This is a genomic window from Winogradskyella sp. J14-2 (assembly GCF_001971725.1).
Classification (GTDB): Bacteria; Bacteroidota; Bacteroidia; order Flavobacteriales; family Flavobacteriaceae; genus Winogradskyella.
Map to the genome: position 1 here is coordinate 2,841,746 of NZ_CP019388.1, position 19,318 is coordinate 2,861,063.

Below are 19,318 nucleotides of genomic sequence, written 5' to 3' on the forward strand. Positions count from 1 at the left end.
TAACTTAGATTAGAATTATACCAATTATGAGAATAGTCGTGCATCTCTTGGTCTTTATCGTGTTTAATACACTCGCTACTGCACAAAATTCTACTTGCAAATGTTGTACAGAAAAGCATTCAGAGTTCGATTTTTGGATAGGTACTTGGGAGGTCACTAATGCTGACGGTACAAAAGCTGGCCAAAACACTATTAAAAAATTACAAAATGGTTGCGTGCTACAAGAAAACTGGATTAGCTCTACACCTGCATACTCAGGAACTAGTAATAATTTTTACAACAATAAAACCAAACAATGGGAACAAATCTGGATTGACAATCAAGGGCAAAGTTTACACCTCAAAGGAAATAAGGTTGGTAATCAAATGATTTTACAAACGGATGAAGAAACCAATTCCGAAGGAAAAACAGTTTATCATCGTGTCACATGGACAGATAATTCAAATGGTACGGTGAGACAGCTTTGGGAAACCGTAACAGATGGTGAAGATGTAACTGTGGTCTTTGATGGTTTATACAAGCGCAAAAATTAGTTAGCTTGTAATTTAGAGTCACCTATAATGAATTTAAGTTTATTTAATTGGTGTAAGACTTTCGTAGCCCTAAATTCTGAAAAATCACTTAGTGCATGATCAGTTTGCCTCAGATTGTAAGCATCCTCAATAAGTCGAAGGTATTCCTTATATAATTTTAACCTTTTTTTAATTTTAACCTTTTTTGAAGTAAGCGCTCTGTATTCTGCACGATAATTGATGATTAATTTAGTAACCTAAGTTACTAAAAAAAAGTATATAAGGTGCTGGTTTAGGTTGAAAATAATGTTAAATTATTAATCTTGAAGCGCAAACACCTTTTTCAATAAATCCGTAGTTCTTGATGATACTTTGTTTCTTATTTCCTTCTCTTCTAAGGCAATCATAGTATAAACACCTTTTAAAGCTTCTGTAGTCACATAGTCTGTTAAATCTGGATTTACATTATTAGTAAGCGGTAAGTTATTGTATTTGGTAATGAGATTATGCCATATTTGGTCTGCGCCAACTTTACCGAAAGAGTTGCTTATTACAGGCTTAAATTTGTTGTACAGTTGTGTCTGTGTCTTAGAAGTTAGGTATTCGGTAGCTGCGTTGTCTTCGCCAAGAAGAATAGCTTTTGCATCATTAAAAGTAATGTCCTTAACGGCATTTACAAAAATGGGTGTGGCTTCTTTTACGGCATCTTCAGCTGCCCTATTAAGTGCCTTAATACCTTCGTCTGCCAAACTGCTTAAGCCTATTTTCCGTAATGCGTCGTCTACTTTTTGTAACGCTTCTGGTAAAAGAATTTTAACCAGTTCATTTTTATAAAATCCATCGGTTTGTGTCAGTTTGGTAACTTGCTTGTCAATACCCATATTTAAGGCTTGGCGCAAACCAGCAGCTATATCGGTATTACCAATACCACCAGACTGTGGTAATTGATTTACTACATCTTGCAGTTCGGCACAGGCAGTTAAATTGAAAACCACAAGTAGAATAAAAATTCTTTTAAACATAAAATTTAAGCTTTAGTTTTAACAAAGATATTTTAAAAAAATAGAGTAGCATAAAGTATGGCAATTTTAACGACAGAAAAACGTTAGAATGCATTAACTGGTTAAAATTCTTATTTTTAGCATAGTATTTGATTATTCATTTGTAAACTGTAAAATGTATTATGAAATTCTTCAACAAAAAACTTCTCTCATTTGTCGTAATAGTATTTTTAGTACTTGGCTATGGAAATAGTCAGATTAAGGTTTCAGAATTTCTTCAAGAATCTAAGATTGCTTCACCTGATAATAATAAATTATATTTTGTTGATTTTTGGGCAACATGGTGTGTGCCATGTATTGCAGCTAAAGAACATTTAAAAGTATTGCAAAGCCAGTTTCCAGATGATTTTTATGTTGTCTCATTATCGAGCGAAAACCCAATAAAGGTAGAGAAGTTTTTAAAGAAAAAACCAAACGATTTAGCTGTTGCCATAGATTATAACAAGGAGACATTCGGTAAGTACAATGTAAATGTTTTACCTGCAGGTGTTTTGTTTAATGCTAATGGAAAGGTACTTTGGGAAGGCGGAGCTCCAGATCTAAAGAAAGAAATGGTGGCAAAGTTTTTAAGACAACAAACCGCTAGAACATCATTAAGTTCATTTTTTAATATTATAAGGGTAGAAGATGAAACTTCAAACGAGTACATCCCTACAAAAGCAATGGAAGTTAAACCTTTGGCAAGTGGCTTTGAAGAATTGAGTGTAGTGGATAATGATAACTATTTAAAAGTTTCAGGATCTTTAAAGGCTGTATTAGGATATTTAGCAAAAATATATAAGAATCAAATTGTCATTGCTGATGGTTTGGATAGCAACTATGCGGTATATTTTAAAAAACCATTAAATACAAATGAAAATATAGCCTTTAAATTAATTACAGAATTAAACTTGGGAGTAGATAGAAAATTCAACGAAGGAGAAGGTATAAGCTTTACTGTAGACACACCAAAGTTTTGGGATACTAACCAAATAGACTGGGGAAAAAACAACGCTAAATATTTAATTGGAGATGCTCAAATACAAGGGGATAATGTGTCATTGAAAGATATCGCCTATCAATTAGCATATGTCTTAGATATGCCTGTAATTGTGCCAGATGATTCGGGTATGAGCTTAACACTGCACGACTGGGATTTTCATTATAAATTTTTTCAATTAATGCAAACCGATTTAGAAGATAACTATGGTATTAGAGCCGAAAAGAAAATAATTTCATATCCAGTATATTATATACAAAAAAAAGCTCCTTGAAAAAGGAGCTTCTTCATTGAAAAAAGTAACTCTTAGTTAGAGATAACTCTAAACTCGGTACGTCTGTTTCTTTGGTGTTGCGCTTCAGAACACTCAACTCCGTTAGAACATCTGTTAGTCAATCTTGTTTCTCCAAATCCTCTAGCAGTTAATCTGCTTCTTGAGATGCCTTTAGAAACTAAATAATTAACTACAGAGTTTGCTCTTTGTTGAGATAAAGACATGTTAAAGTCATCATTACCTCTAGAGTCTGTATGAGACATAATTTCAATACTAACATTACTGTCACTTAACATTGGTAGTAAAGTGTCATCGATAGTCTTTTTAGAAGACGATGTTAATCTAGCGCTACCTAATTCATAAAATACAGGTAATACATTTGGGTTTAATAACTCACAATCGACTTCTTCCCAAGTCGTAATACCTCCTTTTTTGTCTAATACAGTTCTTGTAACTGTTTGGTATTGTGCAGGTATTGTGGTAGTTTCAGTTCTAGCAGGAGTGTCAACAACTCTTCTTTTGATAGTTGTGTACTCAGCAGGAATTTCAATCTCATCCATTCTAGCAGGAGTCTTAATAACTCTTTTCTTGTAAGTAGTTGTTTGCTCTGGTACTGGTACAGAGTTAGTACTAGCGTCAGACGCTAAAGTTGTAAAGCTAACATCTTTAGATTGAGCAGGATACTCAACAAAACAAGCAGCAACACAATCATCTTTGTTTACAGAAGGGCAATCTTCTAATACCTTGTACTCCCAACCAGAAGTTTTTGGATAAATTTCAAAAGTTCTAGAGTCTCTTCCAAAAGTTGCAGGAACTACTTTTAAGTCCGTTCGAGCTTCTTGCTTTACGTAAGGTACGTCAACAGTTTCATATGTAGCAGGTACATAGACAAACTTTTTTGATGCTTCTTTTACTAAAACACGCTCTTCAACAGTTTTGTATGTTGCAGGCACAACTTGTAATGTTGTATATGCTGGATACGTTTGAATAGTTTCTTCAACTTCTTTAAACTCATCTTTAGTAATACATTTTACATAACATTTACCTGGTTCAGGGTTTGTTGGTAGTCCTTGTGCTTGAGAAAATCCTATCCCAACAACAAAGCAAATTAGTAATAATAGTTTTTGTTTCATAAGAATTAAATAATTAGTTAATGGTTATAGTTTATTTATGTAAGGAATATCCTTACGTTTCTTAGACACGCAATAACAGCAATGGGTCACAAATAGCTTTGAGATTTGAGAAAGAGAATAAAAGCTTGAAAGTTAGACATCTAAAGTAGTGATTTAAATATTAAAAACATAAAAAAATTATAATATTGACGTTTTCATAAAATAATAGTCTGCAATACAAAAAAAATATCTGGTGACTTTTAATAGTTCTCTTAAAGAAAACCCTAAACAATTGAGGTATCTTGTCCAAGTTATATAATTTACATTTTAAGTAAGTTTTTTTTGGATATTCAGTAAATTTGCACCTCAATTAAGCAAGATTTTTACGAATGGAACAAATTTCACCATATAAACCAAAGCATAAAGTACGAATTGTAACTGCTGCATCTCTTTTTGATGGGCACGACGCAGCAATAAACATTATGCGTCGCATTATTCAGGCAACAGGAGTAGAGGTGATCCACCTTGGGCATGATAGAAGTGTGGAAGAGGTGGTAAATACTGCAATACAAGAAGATGCTAATGCTATAGCTATGACATCTTATCAAGGTGGTCATAACGAGTATTTTAAATACATGTACGATTTATTGCAAGAAAAAGGTGCAGGCCACATCAAGATTTTTGGTGGTGGAGGTGGAGTAATCCTACCAGAAGAAATTAAAGAGTTAATGGATTATGGAATTACCAGAATCTATTCGCCAGATGATGGAAGGGAAATGGGCTTGCAAGGAATGATTAATGATTTGGTTGAAAAATCAGATTACGAAAGCCCATCCTTAATCCTTCCCAAAGGGAAGGAAATTAAGCAGTCCGTAAAAGATAAAGATGTCAATACTATTGCAAGATTAATTTCTTTTGCTGAAAATAAACACGATGAGTTTGAAACTCTTTTTTCCCCTTTGGGGAAATCAAAAGGGGCTGTTCCAGTCCTCGGAATTACTGGTACAGGTGGTGCAGGTAAATCGTCGTTAGTAGATGAGTTAGTACGTCGGTTTTTAATCGACTTTCCTGAAAAAACGGTTGGATTAATTTCTGTAGATCCTTCAAAACGTAAAACTGGTGGTGCATTATTAGGTGACAGAATCCGAATGAATGCCATCAACTCACCGCGTGTATACATGCGTAGTTTGGCAACACGTCAGTCTAATTTGGCATTATCTAAATATGTAAACGAAGCTGTTGAGGTTTTAAAAGCTGCTGAATACGATTTAATCATCTTAGAGACGTCTGGTATCGGACAATCAGATACCGAAATATTAGAGCATAGCGATGTATCACTTTATGTAATGACACCAGAATTTGGTGCAGCCACACAGCTTGAAAAAATCGATATGTTAGATTTTGCCGATTTGGTAGCGATTAACAAGTTCGATAAGCGTGGTGCTTTAGATGCGTTGCGCGACGTGAAAAAGCAATATATGCGTAACCATAATTTATGGCACGCAGATCCAGATACAATGCCTGTTTTTGGTACTATCGCCTCTCAGTTTAACGATCCAGGAATGAATACGCTTTACAAAGCAATAATGGATAAGGTTGCTGAAAAAACCGAAGCAGACTTAAAATCGACTTTCGAGATTTCTAAGGAAATGAGCGAGAAGATTTTTGTCATTCCGCCATCACGCACACGTTACTTATCAGAAATTGCTGAAAACAATAGAGCCTACGATAAAACAGCAGATGCTCAGGTAGAGGTGGCTCAAAAGTTATACGGAATTTTTAAGACTATTTGTTCCGTTGGAAATGTCACCTTGAGCGCAGTCGAAAGGTCTTTTATAGGAAAACAAGGTTTAGACCAAGACGAGATTCTTCGCGTTGCTCTGAATGACAAAAACTCTGTCAGTTCGAGCGCAGTCGAGAACAAAGAGTTTCTAAAGTTACTTATTGCAGAATTCGATCGCGTAAAACTAAACTTAGATCCTTACAATTGGGAAATCATAACAGGTTGGAATGATAAAGTAAACCGTTATAAAGATCCTATTTATAGCTTCAAGGTAAGAGATAAAGAAATTAAGATAGAAACGCACACCAAGTCGTTATCGCATTCCGATATTCCAAAGGTAGCTTTACCAAAATACCAAGCTTGGGGAGATATTTTAAGATGGTGTTTACAAGAAAATGTACCAGGAGAATTCCCATATACTTCAGGATTATACCCTTTTAAAAGAACAGGTGAGGATCCAACACGTATGTTTGCAGGAGAAGGTGGGCCAGAGCGCACCAACAGACGTTTTCACTACGTGAGTTTAGGTATGCCAGCAAAGCGTTTATCTACAGCTTTTGATTCGGTAACTTTATACGGAAATGATCCGGATTACAGACCAGATATTTATGGTAAAATTGGTAATGCAGGTGTGAGTATTTGTTGTTTAGACGATGCTAAAAAACTCTATTCAGGGTTTAATTTGGCAGATGCTATGACATCGGTAAGTATGACCATTAACGGTCCTGCACCAATGTTACTAGGGTTTTTTATGAATGCAGCCATAGATCAACAATGCGAAATTTATATCAAAGAAAATGGTTTAGAAGATGAGGTTGAGCAAAAGATAAAAGCGATTTACAAGGACAAAGAACGTCCTAAATACAATGCCGAAATTCCGGAAGGAAACGACGGTTTAGGGTTGATGTTATTAGGTGTTACAGGTGATCAGGTATTACCAAAAGACGTCTACGAAGCCATTAAAGCAAAGACCATTGCACAAGTAAGAGGAACGGTTCAGGCAGATATTTTAAAAGAAGATCAGGCACAAAATACTTGTATTTTCTCAACAGAATTTGCCTTACGTTTAATGGGTGACGTGCAAGAATATTTTATTGAAAATAATGTGCGTAACTTCTATTCGGTATCTATTTCAGGATATCACATTGCAGAAGCTGGTGCAAATCCAATTTCGCAGTTAGCGTTTACGTTGGCTAACGGATTTACATACGTAGAATACTACTTAAGTCGAGGAATGGACATCAATAAATTCGGCCCTAATTTATCATTCTTCTTTTCAAATGGTATAGACCCAGAATATGCAGTTATTGGTCGTGTAGCACGTAAAATTTGGGCAAAAGCCTTAAAGCATAAATATGGTGCCAATCCAAGGGCACAAATGTTGAAGTATCATATTCAAACCTCTGGTCGTAGTTTACATGCTCAGGAAATTGATTTCAACGATATCAGAACCACGCTTCAAGCATTATATGCGATTTATGACAACTGTAACTCATTGCATACTAATGCTTATGATGAAGCGATTACAACACCTACGGAAGAGTCTGTACGTCGTGCAATGGCAATTCAGTTAATCATCAATAAAGAATTAGGTTTAGCTAAAAATGAAAACCCAATTCAAGGCTCTTTCATCATTGAAGAATTAACCGACTTAGTAGAAGAAGCTGTATTGGCTGAGTTTGACAGAATTACAGAGCGTGGTGGTGTACTTGGTGCTATGGAAACGATGTATCAACGTAGTAAAATTCAGGAAGAAAGCTTGTACTACGAAACCTTGAAGCATAATGGTGAATTCCCAATTATTGGTGTAAACACATTCTTAAGCAGTAAAGGTTCGCCAACAGTACAACCTGCGGAAGTAATTAGAGCGACTGAAGAAGAAAAAGAGAACCAAATTAAAACGCTTCAAAATTTACATAAAGCAACAGACACAACTGAATTGCTAAAAGATTTACAACACAAAGCCATCAACAATCAAAATATTTTTGAAGCTTTAATGGACGTTTGTAAAGTATGTAGTTTAGGACAGATTACATCAGCTTTATTCGAAGTTGGTGGACAGTATAGACGAAATATGTAAGTCAACAGACTCTTGATGTTTTTATCAAAAACATCATAGAGTTCGTTGATACTGAGCGCAGTCGAAGTACCTTTTTTTTAAAAAGTGTGTGAGTCGCTTATGCTGAGCGTAGCCGAAGTAAGCATCTAAAGCACTAGGTTTTTGTATTAAACGACTTATTTGAGCCCTTTACCCTGAGCTTGTCGATATGCTTTATAAATTAGATTACCAAAAACCAAATTAAAGCGTTAACATCCAATTACGTTTCAGTTTTCTAAATGTTTTGATTTCGCCACGCAAAAGCGGTAAGTAATCTTTGCCATTGCTCTTAGAACGCTCTAAACGTCTGCAGTTACTGTATAGTTTGCTGGTTAAACGCTCTAGGCTGTCTAGATGTTTGTGTTTTTTGTCAGAATGGCGTTCACGTTCTGCATTAATAATTTCTGGTGCTAGATTTGTGGACTGTTGCACAATATCGCCAGAAAAGTAAATGTCGCTATCTTCTGTACCATCTTCATTCAAATATGATAAATCGTGATTGATATATGTCGAGATACTTCTCGAAAGCATAATGATATCCATTGCCTTTTGATACACAGGCAAATCCGATAAATGAGAGGGTAGGTTGTAGCTCATAATTTCAATAGCAATTATTACGAATTTACTCAAGAGAAATGAAAATTTACTTTAAATATTAAGGTTAAATTGTATATTAGCTTTAATAATTATGTTATTGTGATTTATTTTGTTTAAATGAATATTGATAATCTAAATTGGAGGATTTTAAAGTGTTTGCAACAAAACGCGCGCATGTCTAATGCTGAAATCGGAAGGCGTGTCGGCATCAGCTCACCTGCTGTAGGTGAGCGTATTAAAAAGATGGAAGATGCCGAAATTATTCAGGGCTATACCACATTTGTTTCACCTTTTGAAGCAGGTTATCAATTAAAGGCATTAATTACGTTAAGAGCGTTTATGGGAATGTTAAAGCCGTTTTTAGAAAAGGTAAAAACGTATGATGAAGTCGTCAATTGCTACCGAATTACAGGCAATGAAAATATTGTAATGGAAGTAGTTTTAAAAAATCAAAAACACTTAGAGGCATTCATAGACCAATTAATTACCTATGGCGAAACCAAAACGCAGATTGTATTATCTCACGTGGTAAAACATAGCGAGATTAAGCCTTTAAAGTAATTCTATTTAAATCCGCCAAGGTGGATTTTTTCTGTTCTCACCAGCTGTGTAAATTATAATTTGATTGTGATCTGGGTCTTTCAGTCTTATTTCTTTCCATAACCAAGATTGTTCGGTAATTTCCGTGTTGAAAGCGATACCTTTTTGTTTGAGCATTTCTACAGTTTGGGTAAGGTTATCCACTTCAAAATAAATGATGGTTTGATTATCGTTAGATAGTTTTTCAACCTTATGAATTGAAAACGTGGTATCACCATCAGGACATAAAAACCTAACATATCTTGGTGCTGCATCAACAATGAGTTGTAATCCTAGAGTTTTATAAAATTCAACAGATTTTACAACATTCAGAGATGGTATGGTCACTTGATTTAAATTCATAATTCCAAATTATTCAATTGTATTTGCAATATGTTCTGCAATCATTTTAGCGTGAATACGAGAGTTTTCAATAAACCATTTGTGCGTTTCCATTCCACCACAAATCACACCTGCTAGATACAAACCCTTAACATTAGATTCCATAGTCTTATCATTATAAGTTGGGATGTGCCGTTCATCCTTTGAAAACGCTACACCAGCTTTTGCCAAAAATTCAAAGTTGGGTTGATAACCCGTTAAAGCCAAGACATAATCGTTTGGTAAAGTGATTTCGCCATCAGGTGTTTCAACAGTAATTTGGTTTGCTTCAATTTTTGTAACTTCAGAATTAAAATAGGCTTTAATGCTGCCCTCTTCAATTCGGTTAAGAATATCTGGTCTTACCCAATATTTTACACGCTCTCCTATACTCTTGCCACGCACAATCATTGTAACATTTCCACCTTTGCGGTATATTTCTAAAGCAGCATCTACAGACGAGTTACTGGCACCGACAACAGCAATATTTTGCAAAGTAAAAGGATGTGCCTCCTTGTAATAATGAAACACTTTTGGTAAATCTTCGCCAGGTACATTTAGCAAGTTTGGTATATCATAAAACCCAGTCGCTATAATGATTTTTTTTGCGTTGTAATGATTTTTGCTGGTAGCGACTTCAAAATGATGTTCAACCTTATTTATAGTTGCAACTTCTTCATACAATTTAATGTTTAATTGATTCGAAGTTGCCACTCTTCGATAGTACTCTAAAGCTTCGTTTCTGGTTGGTTTAGGATTGTTGCTAATAAAAGGAATTTCGTTAATTTCCAGTTTTTCAGAAGTTGAAAAAAAGGTCATATTCAAAGGATAATTAAAAAGCGAATTGGTTAAGGCACCTTTTTCAATGACAACGTAATTCCAGTTATGTTTTTTACATTCTAAGGCGCAGGCAATTCCGATAGGTCCTGCGCCAATGATTATGATGTCTAAATCTTTGGTCATAATTTAAATTTAACTCTATTACTTAACCAGTACGACAAAATTACAGCTATGAGTCCATATGTTCCAGTAACTAGCCAATTGATTTGGTAACCATAATTTTCAACAATGGTTAAGCCAATTTTTGAACTAAAAATATGAGATACAGAAAAGGCAATAGCGTACAATGCCATATAACTGCCTTCAAACCCTTCCTTTGCTCTGCTTAACGCAAATCTATTGGTGTAAGGGAAACCTAACATTTCGCCTACGGTTAACAAAATCATATTAATTATTAAAATACCAAACCAAAAGTTTTGGAATAGTAAATAAAATCCTAAACTCATTAAAAGTGATGCTGTTAAAATATGCTTGGTTACAGGTATTAGCTGTTTTTCGAGAAAATTTAAAAAAGGCATCTCAAGTAAAATAATAAGTCCAACATTAATAATCCAAAACAGACTGATTTGAAATTCATTTAAACTAAAAACTTCTTTGTAATACAAAGGCATCGTAACTACGAGTTGAAAAAATGTCATTCCCATAAAGAAACAAATGACAATAAAAATCCAATACGTTGTATCACTATAAACTATGTTTTTAGCTTTAGTGACAACATCTTCTGTAATCTTAGCAATCTTTTTCTCAGGTTCTTTCACTAAATATTTAAACAGAATAATGGCAGAAATACAAGTAACACCATCTATCCAAAACAATAAATTATACCCTTGGCTTACAATGATTAAACCTGCAGCTGTAGGGCCAACAGCCATACCAGCATTAATTGCCAAACGGATAAGACCAATTGCTCTGGTTTGGTTTTCGGGTGTGCTATAAGCTTTTATTGATACATAAATAGCAGGTCTAAAGCTATCTGCTACAGACATTATAAAAAGTATTGCAAAGCATAAGCCCCAAAATGATGAAATAAACTGAAGTCCAATAAAGCTAAAACCAGTTATTAATAGGCTAAAGACCATTACTTTGTAAAACCCAAAGAGGTCTGTAAGTTTACCACCAAGCCATCCTCCAATAGCAGACCCAATTCCGAAAAAGGCCAAAATCCAGCCAGCATCATCTTTACTAAAGTCTAAGTTATCGGTAAGGTAAAGTGATAGAAAAGGAATAATCATTGTCCCGGCTCTATTAATAAGCGAAATCAAAGATATATACCAAATCTCTTTAGATAATCCAGTAAAGGATTCTATATAGTTAGTGTAAAGTTTTTTCATTTTGATTGATTGTTATAAAAATAAAAAGTCCGACGGTATCGTCGGACTTTTAAATATTGTTTAATAGTATATAATTATAGCTACAATAGATAATGCATCCGAATGATTTCCGAAGAAATCGCACAGGTTTGCTTTGTATATCTATTGACTTGTTTCATTTTATTTTTAATAACTGTGACCAAAGCTACAATAAAATTTGATAAGTTGTATTTTTGAATTTTAAACTACGGTTAAATGAGACATCTTCTTTTATTATGTTTAGCGCTAATTACATTGAGTTGTGGACCAGGTAAGGAAGAATTATTGGGCGAGACGGAATGGCAACGAAAAACAAACGCTACGTTTAAAGATGCAAGTAAATCGCCCTTAAAGAAAAAAGATTTAAAGACTTTTAAATCCCTCGATTTTTTCAAATATGATTCTATTTATTATGTAGAAGCCAAATTGAAGCGTACACCAAATTCTAAATGGTTTAAAATGAAAACTACAACTGATGAAGAATCTGAAGAACGCATTTTTGGTGTTTTAACGTTTAAACTAAAAGGCAAAACGCATCAACTCAATGTGTATCAAGGTAAGGATTTAATGACAACAGAAGGGTTTGAAGATTATTTGTTCTTACCATTTTTAGATGATACTAATGGAGATACAACTTATGGTGGAGGGCGTTATATTGATTTGCAAATTCCTGAAGGTGATAGTATTATAATAGATTTTAATGAAGCTTATAATCCGTATTGTGCTTATAATGAGAAGTATTCTTGCCCAATCGTCCCGAGAGAGAATTATGTGCCTGTAAAAGTAGAAGCAGGATTAAGAGCTTTTAAAAAGTAGTTTTATTAGATGTTTATCCGTTGAATTGTTTAACTGTTTAAATCGTCTGTGAGAAAAGAGTAATCACGCTTTAAACGCTATATTAGATGCTATCTACTAATTACTATATGCTACTTAACCAAATATATTCCCAAGAACACAGCTAAAAATCCTACAATAAAACTAGCAATGGTATAAATGGCAAAATTCATAAAATCGCCTGATTTTAAAAACACGTGATTTTCATAAGCAAAGGTTGAAAACGTGGTAAAACCACCACAAAAACCTGTTGCAAGCAACAAGGTTTGGTTTTGTGTTAGGCTGTCGTTTTTAGCAGCAAGTCCAAGTATAATCCCAATTAGCAAACTACCCAATATATTAGCTGCGAATGTACCGTAAGGAATACCAGTTTCACTGCTGTTCAGCCATTTTCCAATGAGATAACGAAGTGTACTTCCAAATCCGCCACCAATAAAGACAATAATTAATTGTTTCATCTATTTTATAGGTACATAGATTTCAGTAACCCAATCTGCAGGATTTGGGTAATTTCCTGGGTCAGTAGTGTAAATTTCAAAAGGTTCTTGCTCTGTTTGTTCCAAGTTGTTCTTAGCTAAGTAAGCCATTGTTTCTTCCCAGGCTTTTGTTAGGTTAGTATAATTACCTTTTAAAGTGGTTTTTAAAACTTTGATATTTGGAATGTAGTTGAGAGAAACGTCAGAACCTTCAGGAAGTGTAATCTTTTCTTTCACTGGTATTCCGTTACTCATAATTACATTTGCGCTACTCATATCATTATAAACCGTTAATGGCATACCAGATTGTTTGATGTTGTTTTTGCCCATAAACAGCATTACGGCACCAAAATTTTCACCCATTTTGGCGCTAATATTTTGTGAATTGGCGTTAGTGGTTTTGTATAAATAATACCCACCACCATATTCAGTAACACCATCTATGGTTATTTCAAATTGTTTCATATCATCTTGTACAATGCTATCTAGTTTTTCTAAACTTCTTTCGTAATGAGGTCCAATCTGCTTTTCCATACCACCCATTAAGGTCGAAAATAATTTAAACACAAATGGTAGGTCCTTTCCAGAGATATTCCAGGTAACATCTGTTGAACCGTCCTCTTTGGCATCTAACTTCCAAGACACATCAGATTTAGGGAATTCAGCAAATTGCATTTCTTGAGTTATAGAATTGTGTGGATTGGCAGCTACGGTTGTCATGGTGCCAACACCATCTTTATCTTCCCAAGAGTATGAACCACCAACACCAACATGATTATCAGGGATAGTAAGGGTCATTTCAGGATCAGATTCAACCCAAGACGACCAATCTTCCCAAGTTTCAAAATCAATGATTTTATTGTAAAGTACAGCTTGTGGTGCTTTTATGTTTCGAGTTCTGGTAACTTCAAAAGAGTTTGGTTGTACTGCAATGTAAATTGAAAATCCTATAATTAGAACAAGCAGTAGCAGAAGAATATACTTAAGTGCCTTCATTTTTAGTATGATTTAGTAGTTACCCAAAGATAGTAATTTGTCTTATAAGTGTTACATTTGTGAGAATTCACAAAAAACTAACTTCAATATGAAACTTAAATCAATAGTTGTAATCTGCCTGATGGTGGTTTTTGCCTGGTCTTGTAAAAATGACAGTAAAGAACCTGTAAAGGACGATACTACAGAAAAAGTAGAAGATAAGTTTGATTTTAATGTAGAGCAATTTGCCGACATAAAAATCTTACGTTATCAAATTCCTGGATGGGAAAATTTGAGCTTAAAAGAACAAAAATTAGTGTACTATTTAACGCAAGCTGGCTTGGCTGGTCGTGATATTATGTGGGATCAAAACTACAGGCACAACCTTAAAATCCGTAAAGCTTTAGAAAATGTTTACACGACTTATTCTGGGGATAAAAATTCTGAAGACTGGAATGCTTTTGAAACCTATTTAAAGCGTGTATGGTTTAGTAATGGTATTCATCATCACTATTCTAATGACAAATTGAAGCCTGAATTTTCTAGGGATTACTTAAACGAATTATTCTTAGCAACCAATACAAAGTTAGACGGTGAAGCTTTTGATGTTATTTTTAATGATAAGGATACTAAAAAAGTAAATCAGGCCAAAGGTGTAGATAACGTAGCATTATCTGCTGTAAATTTCTACGGACCAAATGTTACTAATGCCGATGTAGAAAAGTTCTATGCAGCTAAAGAATCTCCAGACCCAAACAGACCACTATCTTTTGGGCTTAATTCGCAATTAGTAAAAGAAAATGGAGTTTTAAAGGAGCGTGTTTATAAATCTGGAGGACTTTACGGTTCTGCAATCGATGAAATCATCAAGTGGCTAGAAAAGGCACAAGGTGTTGCAGAAAACAAAGCACAAGGAGATGCTATCGGTTTATTGATTCAGTATTACAAAACAGGTGATTTACAAACCTGGGATGATTACAATGTGGCTTGGACAGCAGCTACAGAAGGAAACGTAGATTACATCAACAGTTTTATTGAAGTGTACAACGATCCATTAGGTTACAGAGGTTCTTACGAGACAATTGTACAAATCAATGATTTTGATATGTCTAAAAAGATGAAAGTTTTATCTGATAACGCTCAATGGTTTGAGGATAATTCGCCATTAATGGACGAGCACAAAAAGAAAAATGTAGTTGGTGTAACATACAAAGTGGTAACTGTCGCAGGTGAAGCTGGTGATGCATCTCCAAGCACACCAATTGGTGTTAATTTACCGAATGCCAACTGGATTAGAAAGGAAGTAGGAAGTAAGTCAGTTTCGCTAGGAAACATTATTAATGCTTACAATAATGCTGGTAGTACAGGTCGTTTAAAAGAGTTTGTACACGATGAAGAAGAGTTACAACTTGAGGAAAAGTATGGTCAGTTAGCTGATAAACTACATACTGCATTGCACGAAGTTATTGGGCACGCGTCAGGACAATTAAATCCAGGAGTAGGAGAGACCAAGGAGACCTTGAAAAATTATGCTTCTACCTTAGAAGAAGGTCGTGCAGATTTAGTTGGTCTATACTATTTATATGATTCTAAATTACAAGAATTAGGATTAGTGGACGATTGGAAATCTGTAGGAAAAGCAGCGTACGATGGTTACATAAGAAATGGATTAATGACACAGTTAATTCGTTTGAATTTAGGTGATGATGTAGAAGAAGCGCATATGAGAAACCGTCAGTGGGTTTCTGCTTGGGTTTTTGAAAAAGGAAAAGCGGACAATGTGATTGAGAAGGTTACCAGAGATGGAAAAACGTATTTCAATATTAATGATTACGATAAGCTACACGAATTATTTGGTCAATTATTAAAAGAAACGCAGCGTATTAAATCTGAAGGTGATTATGCCGCCGTTGAAGCTTTAGTAGAAGGTTATGGTGTTAAAGTAGACCAAGACATCCACGCTGAGGTTTTAGAGCGTAACAAGCAATTTACATCTGCACCTTATAGTGGATTTGTAAATCCTGTTTTAGTACCAGAAATGGATGAAAATGGTGAAATTACAGCAATCAAAGTAACACAGCCAGCTGGTTTCCCTGAGCAAATGTTAGAGTATAGTAAAACGTATAGTTTTTTGCCAGAAGTGAATTAACTTCTATGTAATATTAGTAATAAAAGGCAGCCTATTTTGGCTGCTTTTTGTTTGCTCTAAATTTTAAAAGAATTGTATTAATACAAAGAAGAATAAAAAGAATAATCATGGTGTGTGGTTTAAGAGTCAAAATTATGCAAGTATTGTAATCTGTAGATTAATCCAAAAACAATGAGTCCGTCTTTTCCTTTTATTTTTAGTTTTTTTCTTATGTTTTTGCGGTGTGTTTCTACTGTAGATTTACTCAAGTTAAATTCCTGAGCAATTTCTTTATTAGACAAGCCTTGACCGATCAGCAACACAACTTGTTTTTCACGCTCAGTTATTGGGCTTGTAACATGCAAGCTATTTTTTGATTGCAGTTTTAAAGAATTTGTTATTGCGTTTACAAATTCTGGATTTTTGCAAATTTGTTTAATATTCTCCAGAACTTCAATGAACTCATTTATAGTTAATAGTTTGCCTTCATTTTCTAAAGTTGAAATGAGCTTTACTAGTTGGTTTTTTGCTGTTTTTGACGGGTAATACATAACTTAAAAGTAGATATCTTTTGTATATAAAAAAATCCCCTTTAATGGGGATTTTTATCGATAGTTGATTTATTTTCACCTTAAGAGTAATAACACCTAACTATCGTGTTAACGACTCATTATTGTTTTATAAATCGTTTTGTAACTTGGGTATTATTGACATAAAGCGTAATAAAATAAACTCCTTCAGATATACTGCTAACATCTACATGAGTGCTTGGTTTTACTTTTTTAGTAACTGTCTTTCCTGTTATATCGAAAATGTGTAGCTCTGATATTTCGTGTTCTGATTCAATAAATAATAAGGATTGAACGGGATTGGGATAGAGCCTGATAACATTTTCATCGGTTTCAAAATCATTAGAGCTAAGCGTTGTATCAATGACGGTAACTATTAAAGTGATTATATCTGTATTACCAGAACTGTCTTCAATGGTTAGATCTACCGCATAATCTCCCGGTAGCGTAAACGTGTCTTGGTTAAGGCTCAACGAAAATGTACAATTATCATTAGACCCATTGTCTAAATCTGCAGCAGTAATCATAACAGAGGGTTGGCCTGCTAGATCAACGGTTATGTCCTGTCCCAAAGCTATTGGGCTTAAGTTATCAATTACAGTAACTATTGCAGGTGTACTATTAGAATTTCCGCTATCATCAATTGCAGTAAGAATTACCGTGTTGTCACCAAGGTCTTCGCAACTAAATGTAGTGTTATCTATTGAAATATCTAACAAACAGTTGTCCGATGATCCATTATCAATATCTAAAGCATCAATAGTAACTAAACCGTTGCTATCTAATGGTGCGGAAATATTTTGAGCTATTACTGTTGGAGTTTCTGTATCTATAACTGTTACGGTAACGGTAACTGAGTCACTATTTCCGTTTTGATCTGTTACTGTAAAAAAGACATCATTATCGCCTATATCATCACAGGTAAAGGCATTCAAATCTATGGTTCTATTAACAATTGAGCAGTTATCTGATGATCCATTTTCTATATCTTCAGCAGTTATAGAGGCCTCACCAATAGAATTGAGCTGTACTGTTACATCCTGAGCTACTGCAATTGGATTGGTTGTATCTGTGATGGTTACAATAGCTGTTGTCATTGCAGAGTTACCACTTTCATCTGCAACAGTGAGCGTAATTGTATTTTCTCCCAAATTTGTACAATCAAAATTAGTTATGCTCAGTGTTCTTGACACTATGCTACAATTATCGGTGGATAAGTCGATGTCGTCTGGTGTTAATGAAGCAGTGCCGTCAGTGTCAAGTGCAAGTGTTATGTTTTGTGCTAAGGCAATTGGATCTATATTGTCTTCTACTGTAATGGTTGCAGTTGTACTATTTGTGTTACCGTCTAAATCCGTAACTGTAAAGTTTACAGTGTTTGTCCCTAAATTTGAGCAATCAAAACTATTTGTGTCTATATCTATGCTAGCAATGCCGCAGTTATCTGTAGATCCGTTTTCGAGATCATTTGCTTCTACTAAAGCATTTCCACTAGCATCGAGTTGTACTGTTATGTTTTGAGCAATAGCAACAGGGTATATATTATCTACAACCGTAATGATTACATCTTCTGTACTTACTTTACCCTCTGCATCAGTGGCTGTAATTGTTACAGTATTTTCACCAAGATCATCGCAGGTATAATTAAATTGTGTTTGGTTTAGCTCAACAGAAACTAGTTCGCAATCATCAAACGTACCGTTATTAACATTGGCAACAGTAAGATTGCCTTCACCGTTTGCATCGAGCTCAACAGTAATGTTATCAAAAACAACAATTGTTGGGTTTGCATTATCAAACACATCGATTTGTAGTCCGTAATCATATAGCGACCAGCTGCCGTCTTCGTTGATAAGTCTAATGTAGAAATCATGTAAATCACAAGTTAAATCTACAGTGCTTAGATCTACAGTAAATTCATCCATGTTACCAGTAGGATTTAAGGGTACAGATGTTCCATTGCCAAAACCAGGATCTGTATCATAGAAATATTCTGCAGCAATAATAGGTGACACCTCTTGTTGTGGCGTAACAAAGAACAAGCGCTTATCATACAAACTCCATTCACCAAGATCATCTTGCGTTCTTAGATAGAGATTATGAAATCCTTCGTTTAGAGTCCCTATGGGAATGACAATATTCTGTGTTGTACTTCCAGAGTTTGACTCAACATTAATTGAGGTCGCATTGCCAAAACCAGGATCTGTATCAATGAAATATTCAATTTCGGTAATTGATGCTGCACCACCTCCTAGCTCTTCGGTAACATAAAATTTTACAGCATCGTACAGGCACCAAGTACCTAAATTGTCTTGAGCTCTAATATATAGGGTGTTAAAACCATTTAGATCTGTGCCAATAGGTATAGCGTAATTTTCTGTGATGTTGCCTGTATTAGGATTGACGGTTAAGGCTGTAGCATTACCAAAACCTGGGTCTGAGTTAATAAAATATTCTGCTGCTGTAATTTCTGTAGCGTTCTGTCCCATGGAAGTGTCAGTGATATAAAACAACCTATTGTCGTAAAGACTCCAAATATTGGTGTTATCCTTAGCTCTTACATAAAGCGTATTAAAACCAACAGCATCAGTTGGGACAGCAATAGTAAATGTTTGCGTAAGCTCTCCAGAATTACCGTTAACACTTAGCGTTGTGGCATTACCAAGACCTGGATCGGTATTAAAGAAATACTCTACTTCGCTTATAGATTGCCCAATACCCAACCAACAACACAGACAGCACAATAATGTGATATGCGTTTTCATAATAAA

General features: G+C 34.8%; 17 protein-coding genes. 6 read left to right on the forward strand and 11 right to left on the reverse strand.

Annotated features, from left to right (window positions below; translation table 11 throughout):
• Window positions 1–26: 26 nt before the first annotated feature.
• On the forward strand, window positions 27–533 hold the full coding sequence (locus BWZ20_RS12805) for a hypothetical protein (RefSeq protein WP_076620504.1): 507 nt from the start codon (window positions 27–29) through the stop codon (window positions 531–533).
• On the opposite strand, the gene BWZ20_RS15565 is transcribed toward BWZ20_RS12805, so the two are convergent.
• On the reverse strand, window positions 530–757 hold the full coding sequence (locus BWZ20_RS15565) for a Lacal_2735 family protein (protein ID WP_317041698.1): 228 nt from the start codon (window positions 755–757) through the stop codon (window positions 530–532). The two genes, BWZ20_RS12805 and BWZ20_RS15565, sit on opposite strands and share 4 nt — an antisense overlap.
• A gap of 72 nt (window positions 758–829) precedes the next feature.
• Window positions 830–1,534: a DUF4197 domain-containing protein gene (locus tag BWZ20_RS12815; RefSeq protein WP_076620506.1), complete on the reverse strand. Its 705-nt coding sequence runs from the start codon at window positions 1,532–1,534 to the stop codon at window positions 830–832.
• 161 nt (window positions 1,535–1,695) lie between these two features.
• Here BWZ20_RS12815 and BWZ20_RS12820 point away from each other — a divergent pair, with 161 nt between their 5' ends.
• Window positions 1,696–2,826, forward strand: a complete 1,131-nt coding sequence (locus BWZ20_RS12820) for a TlpA family protein disulfide reductase (RefSeq protein WP_076620508.1) — start codon at window positions 1,696–1,698, stop codon at window positions 2,824–2,826.
• A 32-nt stretch (window positions 2,827–2,858) separates the two neighbouring features.
• On the opposite strand, the gene BWZ20_RS12825 is transcribed toward BWZ20_RS12820, so the two are convergent.
• Window positions 2,859–3,959, reverse strand: coding sequence for an OmpA family protein (locus BWZ20_RS12825; protein ID WP_076620510.1), 1,101 nt, complete (start codon window positions 3,957–3,959; stop codon window positions 2,859–2,861).
• 368 nt (window positions 3,960–4,327) lie between these two features.
• On the opposite strand from BWZ20_RS12825, the gene BWZ20_RS12830 reads away from it, so the two are divergent.
• The gene (locus BWZ20_RS12830) at window positions 4,328–7,801 is read left to right on the forward strand and encodes a methylmalonyl-CoA mutase family protein (protein ID WP_076620511.1); all 3,474 of its coding nucleotides are present in this window, start codon (window positions 4,328–4,330) and stop codon (window positions 7,799–7,801) included.
• Window positions 7,802–8,020: 219 nt separating this feature from the next.
• Here BWZ20_RS12830 and BWZ20_RS12835 read toward each other — a convergent pair whose 3' ends face one another.
• On the reverse strand, window positions 8,021–8,449 hold the full coding sequence (locus BWZ20_RS12835; RefSeq protein ID WP_317041680.1) for a hypothetical protein: 429 nt from the start codon (window positions 8,447–8,449) through the stop codon (window positions 8,021–8,023).
• 84 nt (window positions 8,450–8,533) lie between these two features.
• Here BWZ20_RS12835 and BWZ20_RS12840 point away from each other — a divergent pair, with 84 nt between their 5' ends.
• Complete coding sequence (locus BWZ20_RS12840; RefSeq protein ID WP_076620513.1) at window positions 8,534–8,977, forward strand: Lrp/AsnC family transcriptional regulator; 444 nt, start codon at window positions 8,534–8,536, stop codon at window positions 8,975–8,977.
• A 6-nt stretch (window positions 8,978–8,983) separates the two neighbouring features.
• On the opposite strand, the gene BWZ20_RS12845 is transcribed toward BWZ20_RS12840, so the two are convergent.
• The 3 genes from BWZ20_RS12845 to BWZ20_RS12855 are packed head-to-tail and all read right to left on the reverse strand — an operon-like array spanning window position 8,984 to window position 11,547.
• Entirely contained in the window at window positions 8,984–9,358 is a 375-nt protein-coding gene (locus tag BWZ20_RS12845) for a VOC family protein (protein ID WP_076620514.1), read from the reverse strand.
• 9 nt (window positions 9,359–9,367) lie between these two features.
• Window positions 9,368–10,339, reverse strand: a complete 972-nt coding sequence (locus BWZ20_RS12850; protein WP_076620515.1) for a YpdA family putative bacillithiol disulfide reductase — start codon at window positions 10,337–10,339, stop codon at window positions 9,368–9,370.
• A complete protein-coding gene (locus BWZ20_RS12855) occupies window positions 10,336–11,547 on the reverse strand; it encodes an MDR family MFS transporter (RefSeq protein WP_076620516.1) in 1,212 nt (403 codons plus the stop codon). The genes BWZ20_RS12850 and BWZ20_RS12855 overlap by 4 nt, the downstream gene beginning before the upstream one ends.
• A gap of 234 nt (window positions 11,548–11,781) precedes the next feature.
• Between BWZ20_RS12855 and BWZ20_RS12860 the strand changes: the two genes are divergently transcribed.
• Entirely contained in the window at window positions 11,782–12,381 is a 600-nt protein-coding gene (locus tag BWZ20_RS12860) for a DUF1684 domain-containing protein (RefSeq protein ID WP_076620517.1), read from the forward strand.
• Window positions 12,382–12,491: 110 nt separating this feature from the next.
• On the opposite strand, the gene crcB is transcribed toward BWZ20_RS12860, so the two are convergent.
• Together crcB and BWZ20_RS12870 are read right to left on the reverse strand one after the other, a co-directional pair.
• Window positions 12,492–12,857 (reverse strand): fluoride efflux transporter CrcB, encoded by a 366-nt coding sequence (gene crcB / locus BWZ20_RS12865; protein WP_076620518.1) that lies wholly within the window; start codon window positions 12,855–12,857, stop codon window positions 12,492–12,494.
• The gene (locus tag BWZ20_RS12870; protein ID WP_076620519.1) at window positions 12,858–13,871 is read right to left on the reverse strand and encodes an SRPBCC family protein; all 1,014 of its coding nucleotides are present in this window, start codon (window positions 13,869–13,871) and stop codon (window positions 12,858–12,860) included.
• Window positions 13,872–13,959: 88 nt separating this feature from the next.
• On the opposite strand from BWZ20_RS12870, the gene BWZ20_RS12875 reads away from it, so the two are divergent.
• Window positions 13,960–15,999 carry a dipeptidyl-peptidase 3 family protein gene (locus BWZ20_RS12875; protein ID WP_076620521.1) on the forward strand — a complete coding sequence of 680 codons (2,040 nt, stop codon included), beginning with the start codon at window positions 13,960–13,962 and terminating at the stop codon, window positions 15,997–15,999.
• A gap of 119 nt (window positions 16,000–16,118) precedes the next feature.
• On the opposite strand, the gene BWZ20_RS12880 is transcribed toward BWZ20_RS12875, so the two are convergent.
• Together BWZ20_RS12880 and BWZ20_RS12885 are read right to left on the reverse strand one after the other, a co-directional pair.
• A complete protein-coding gene (locus BWZ20_RS12880; protein WP_076620523.1) occupies window positions 16,119–16,529 on the reverse strand; it encodes a response regulator transcription factor in 411 nt (136 codons plus the stop codon).
• 119 nt (window positions 16,530–16,648) lie between these two features.
• Window positions 16,649–19,312 (reverse strand): T9SS type A sorting domain-containing protein, encoded by a 2,664-nt coding sequence (locus BWZ20_RS12885; RefSeq protein ID WP_083677222.1) that lies wholly within the window; start codon window positions 19,310–19,312, stop codon window positions 16,649–16,651.
• Between the last annotated feature and the right edge of the window lie 6 nt (window positions 19,313–19,318).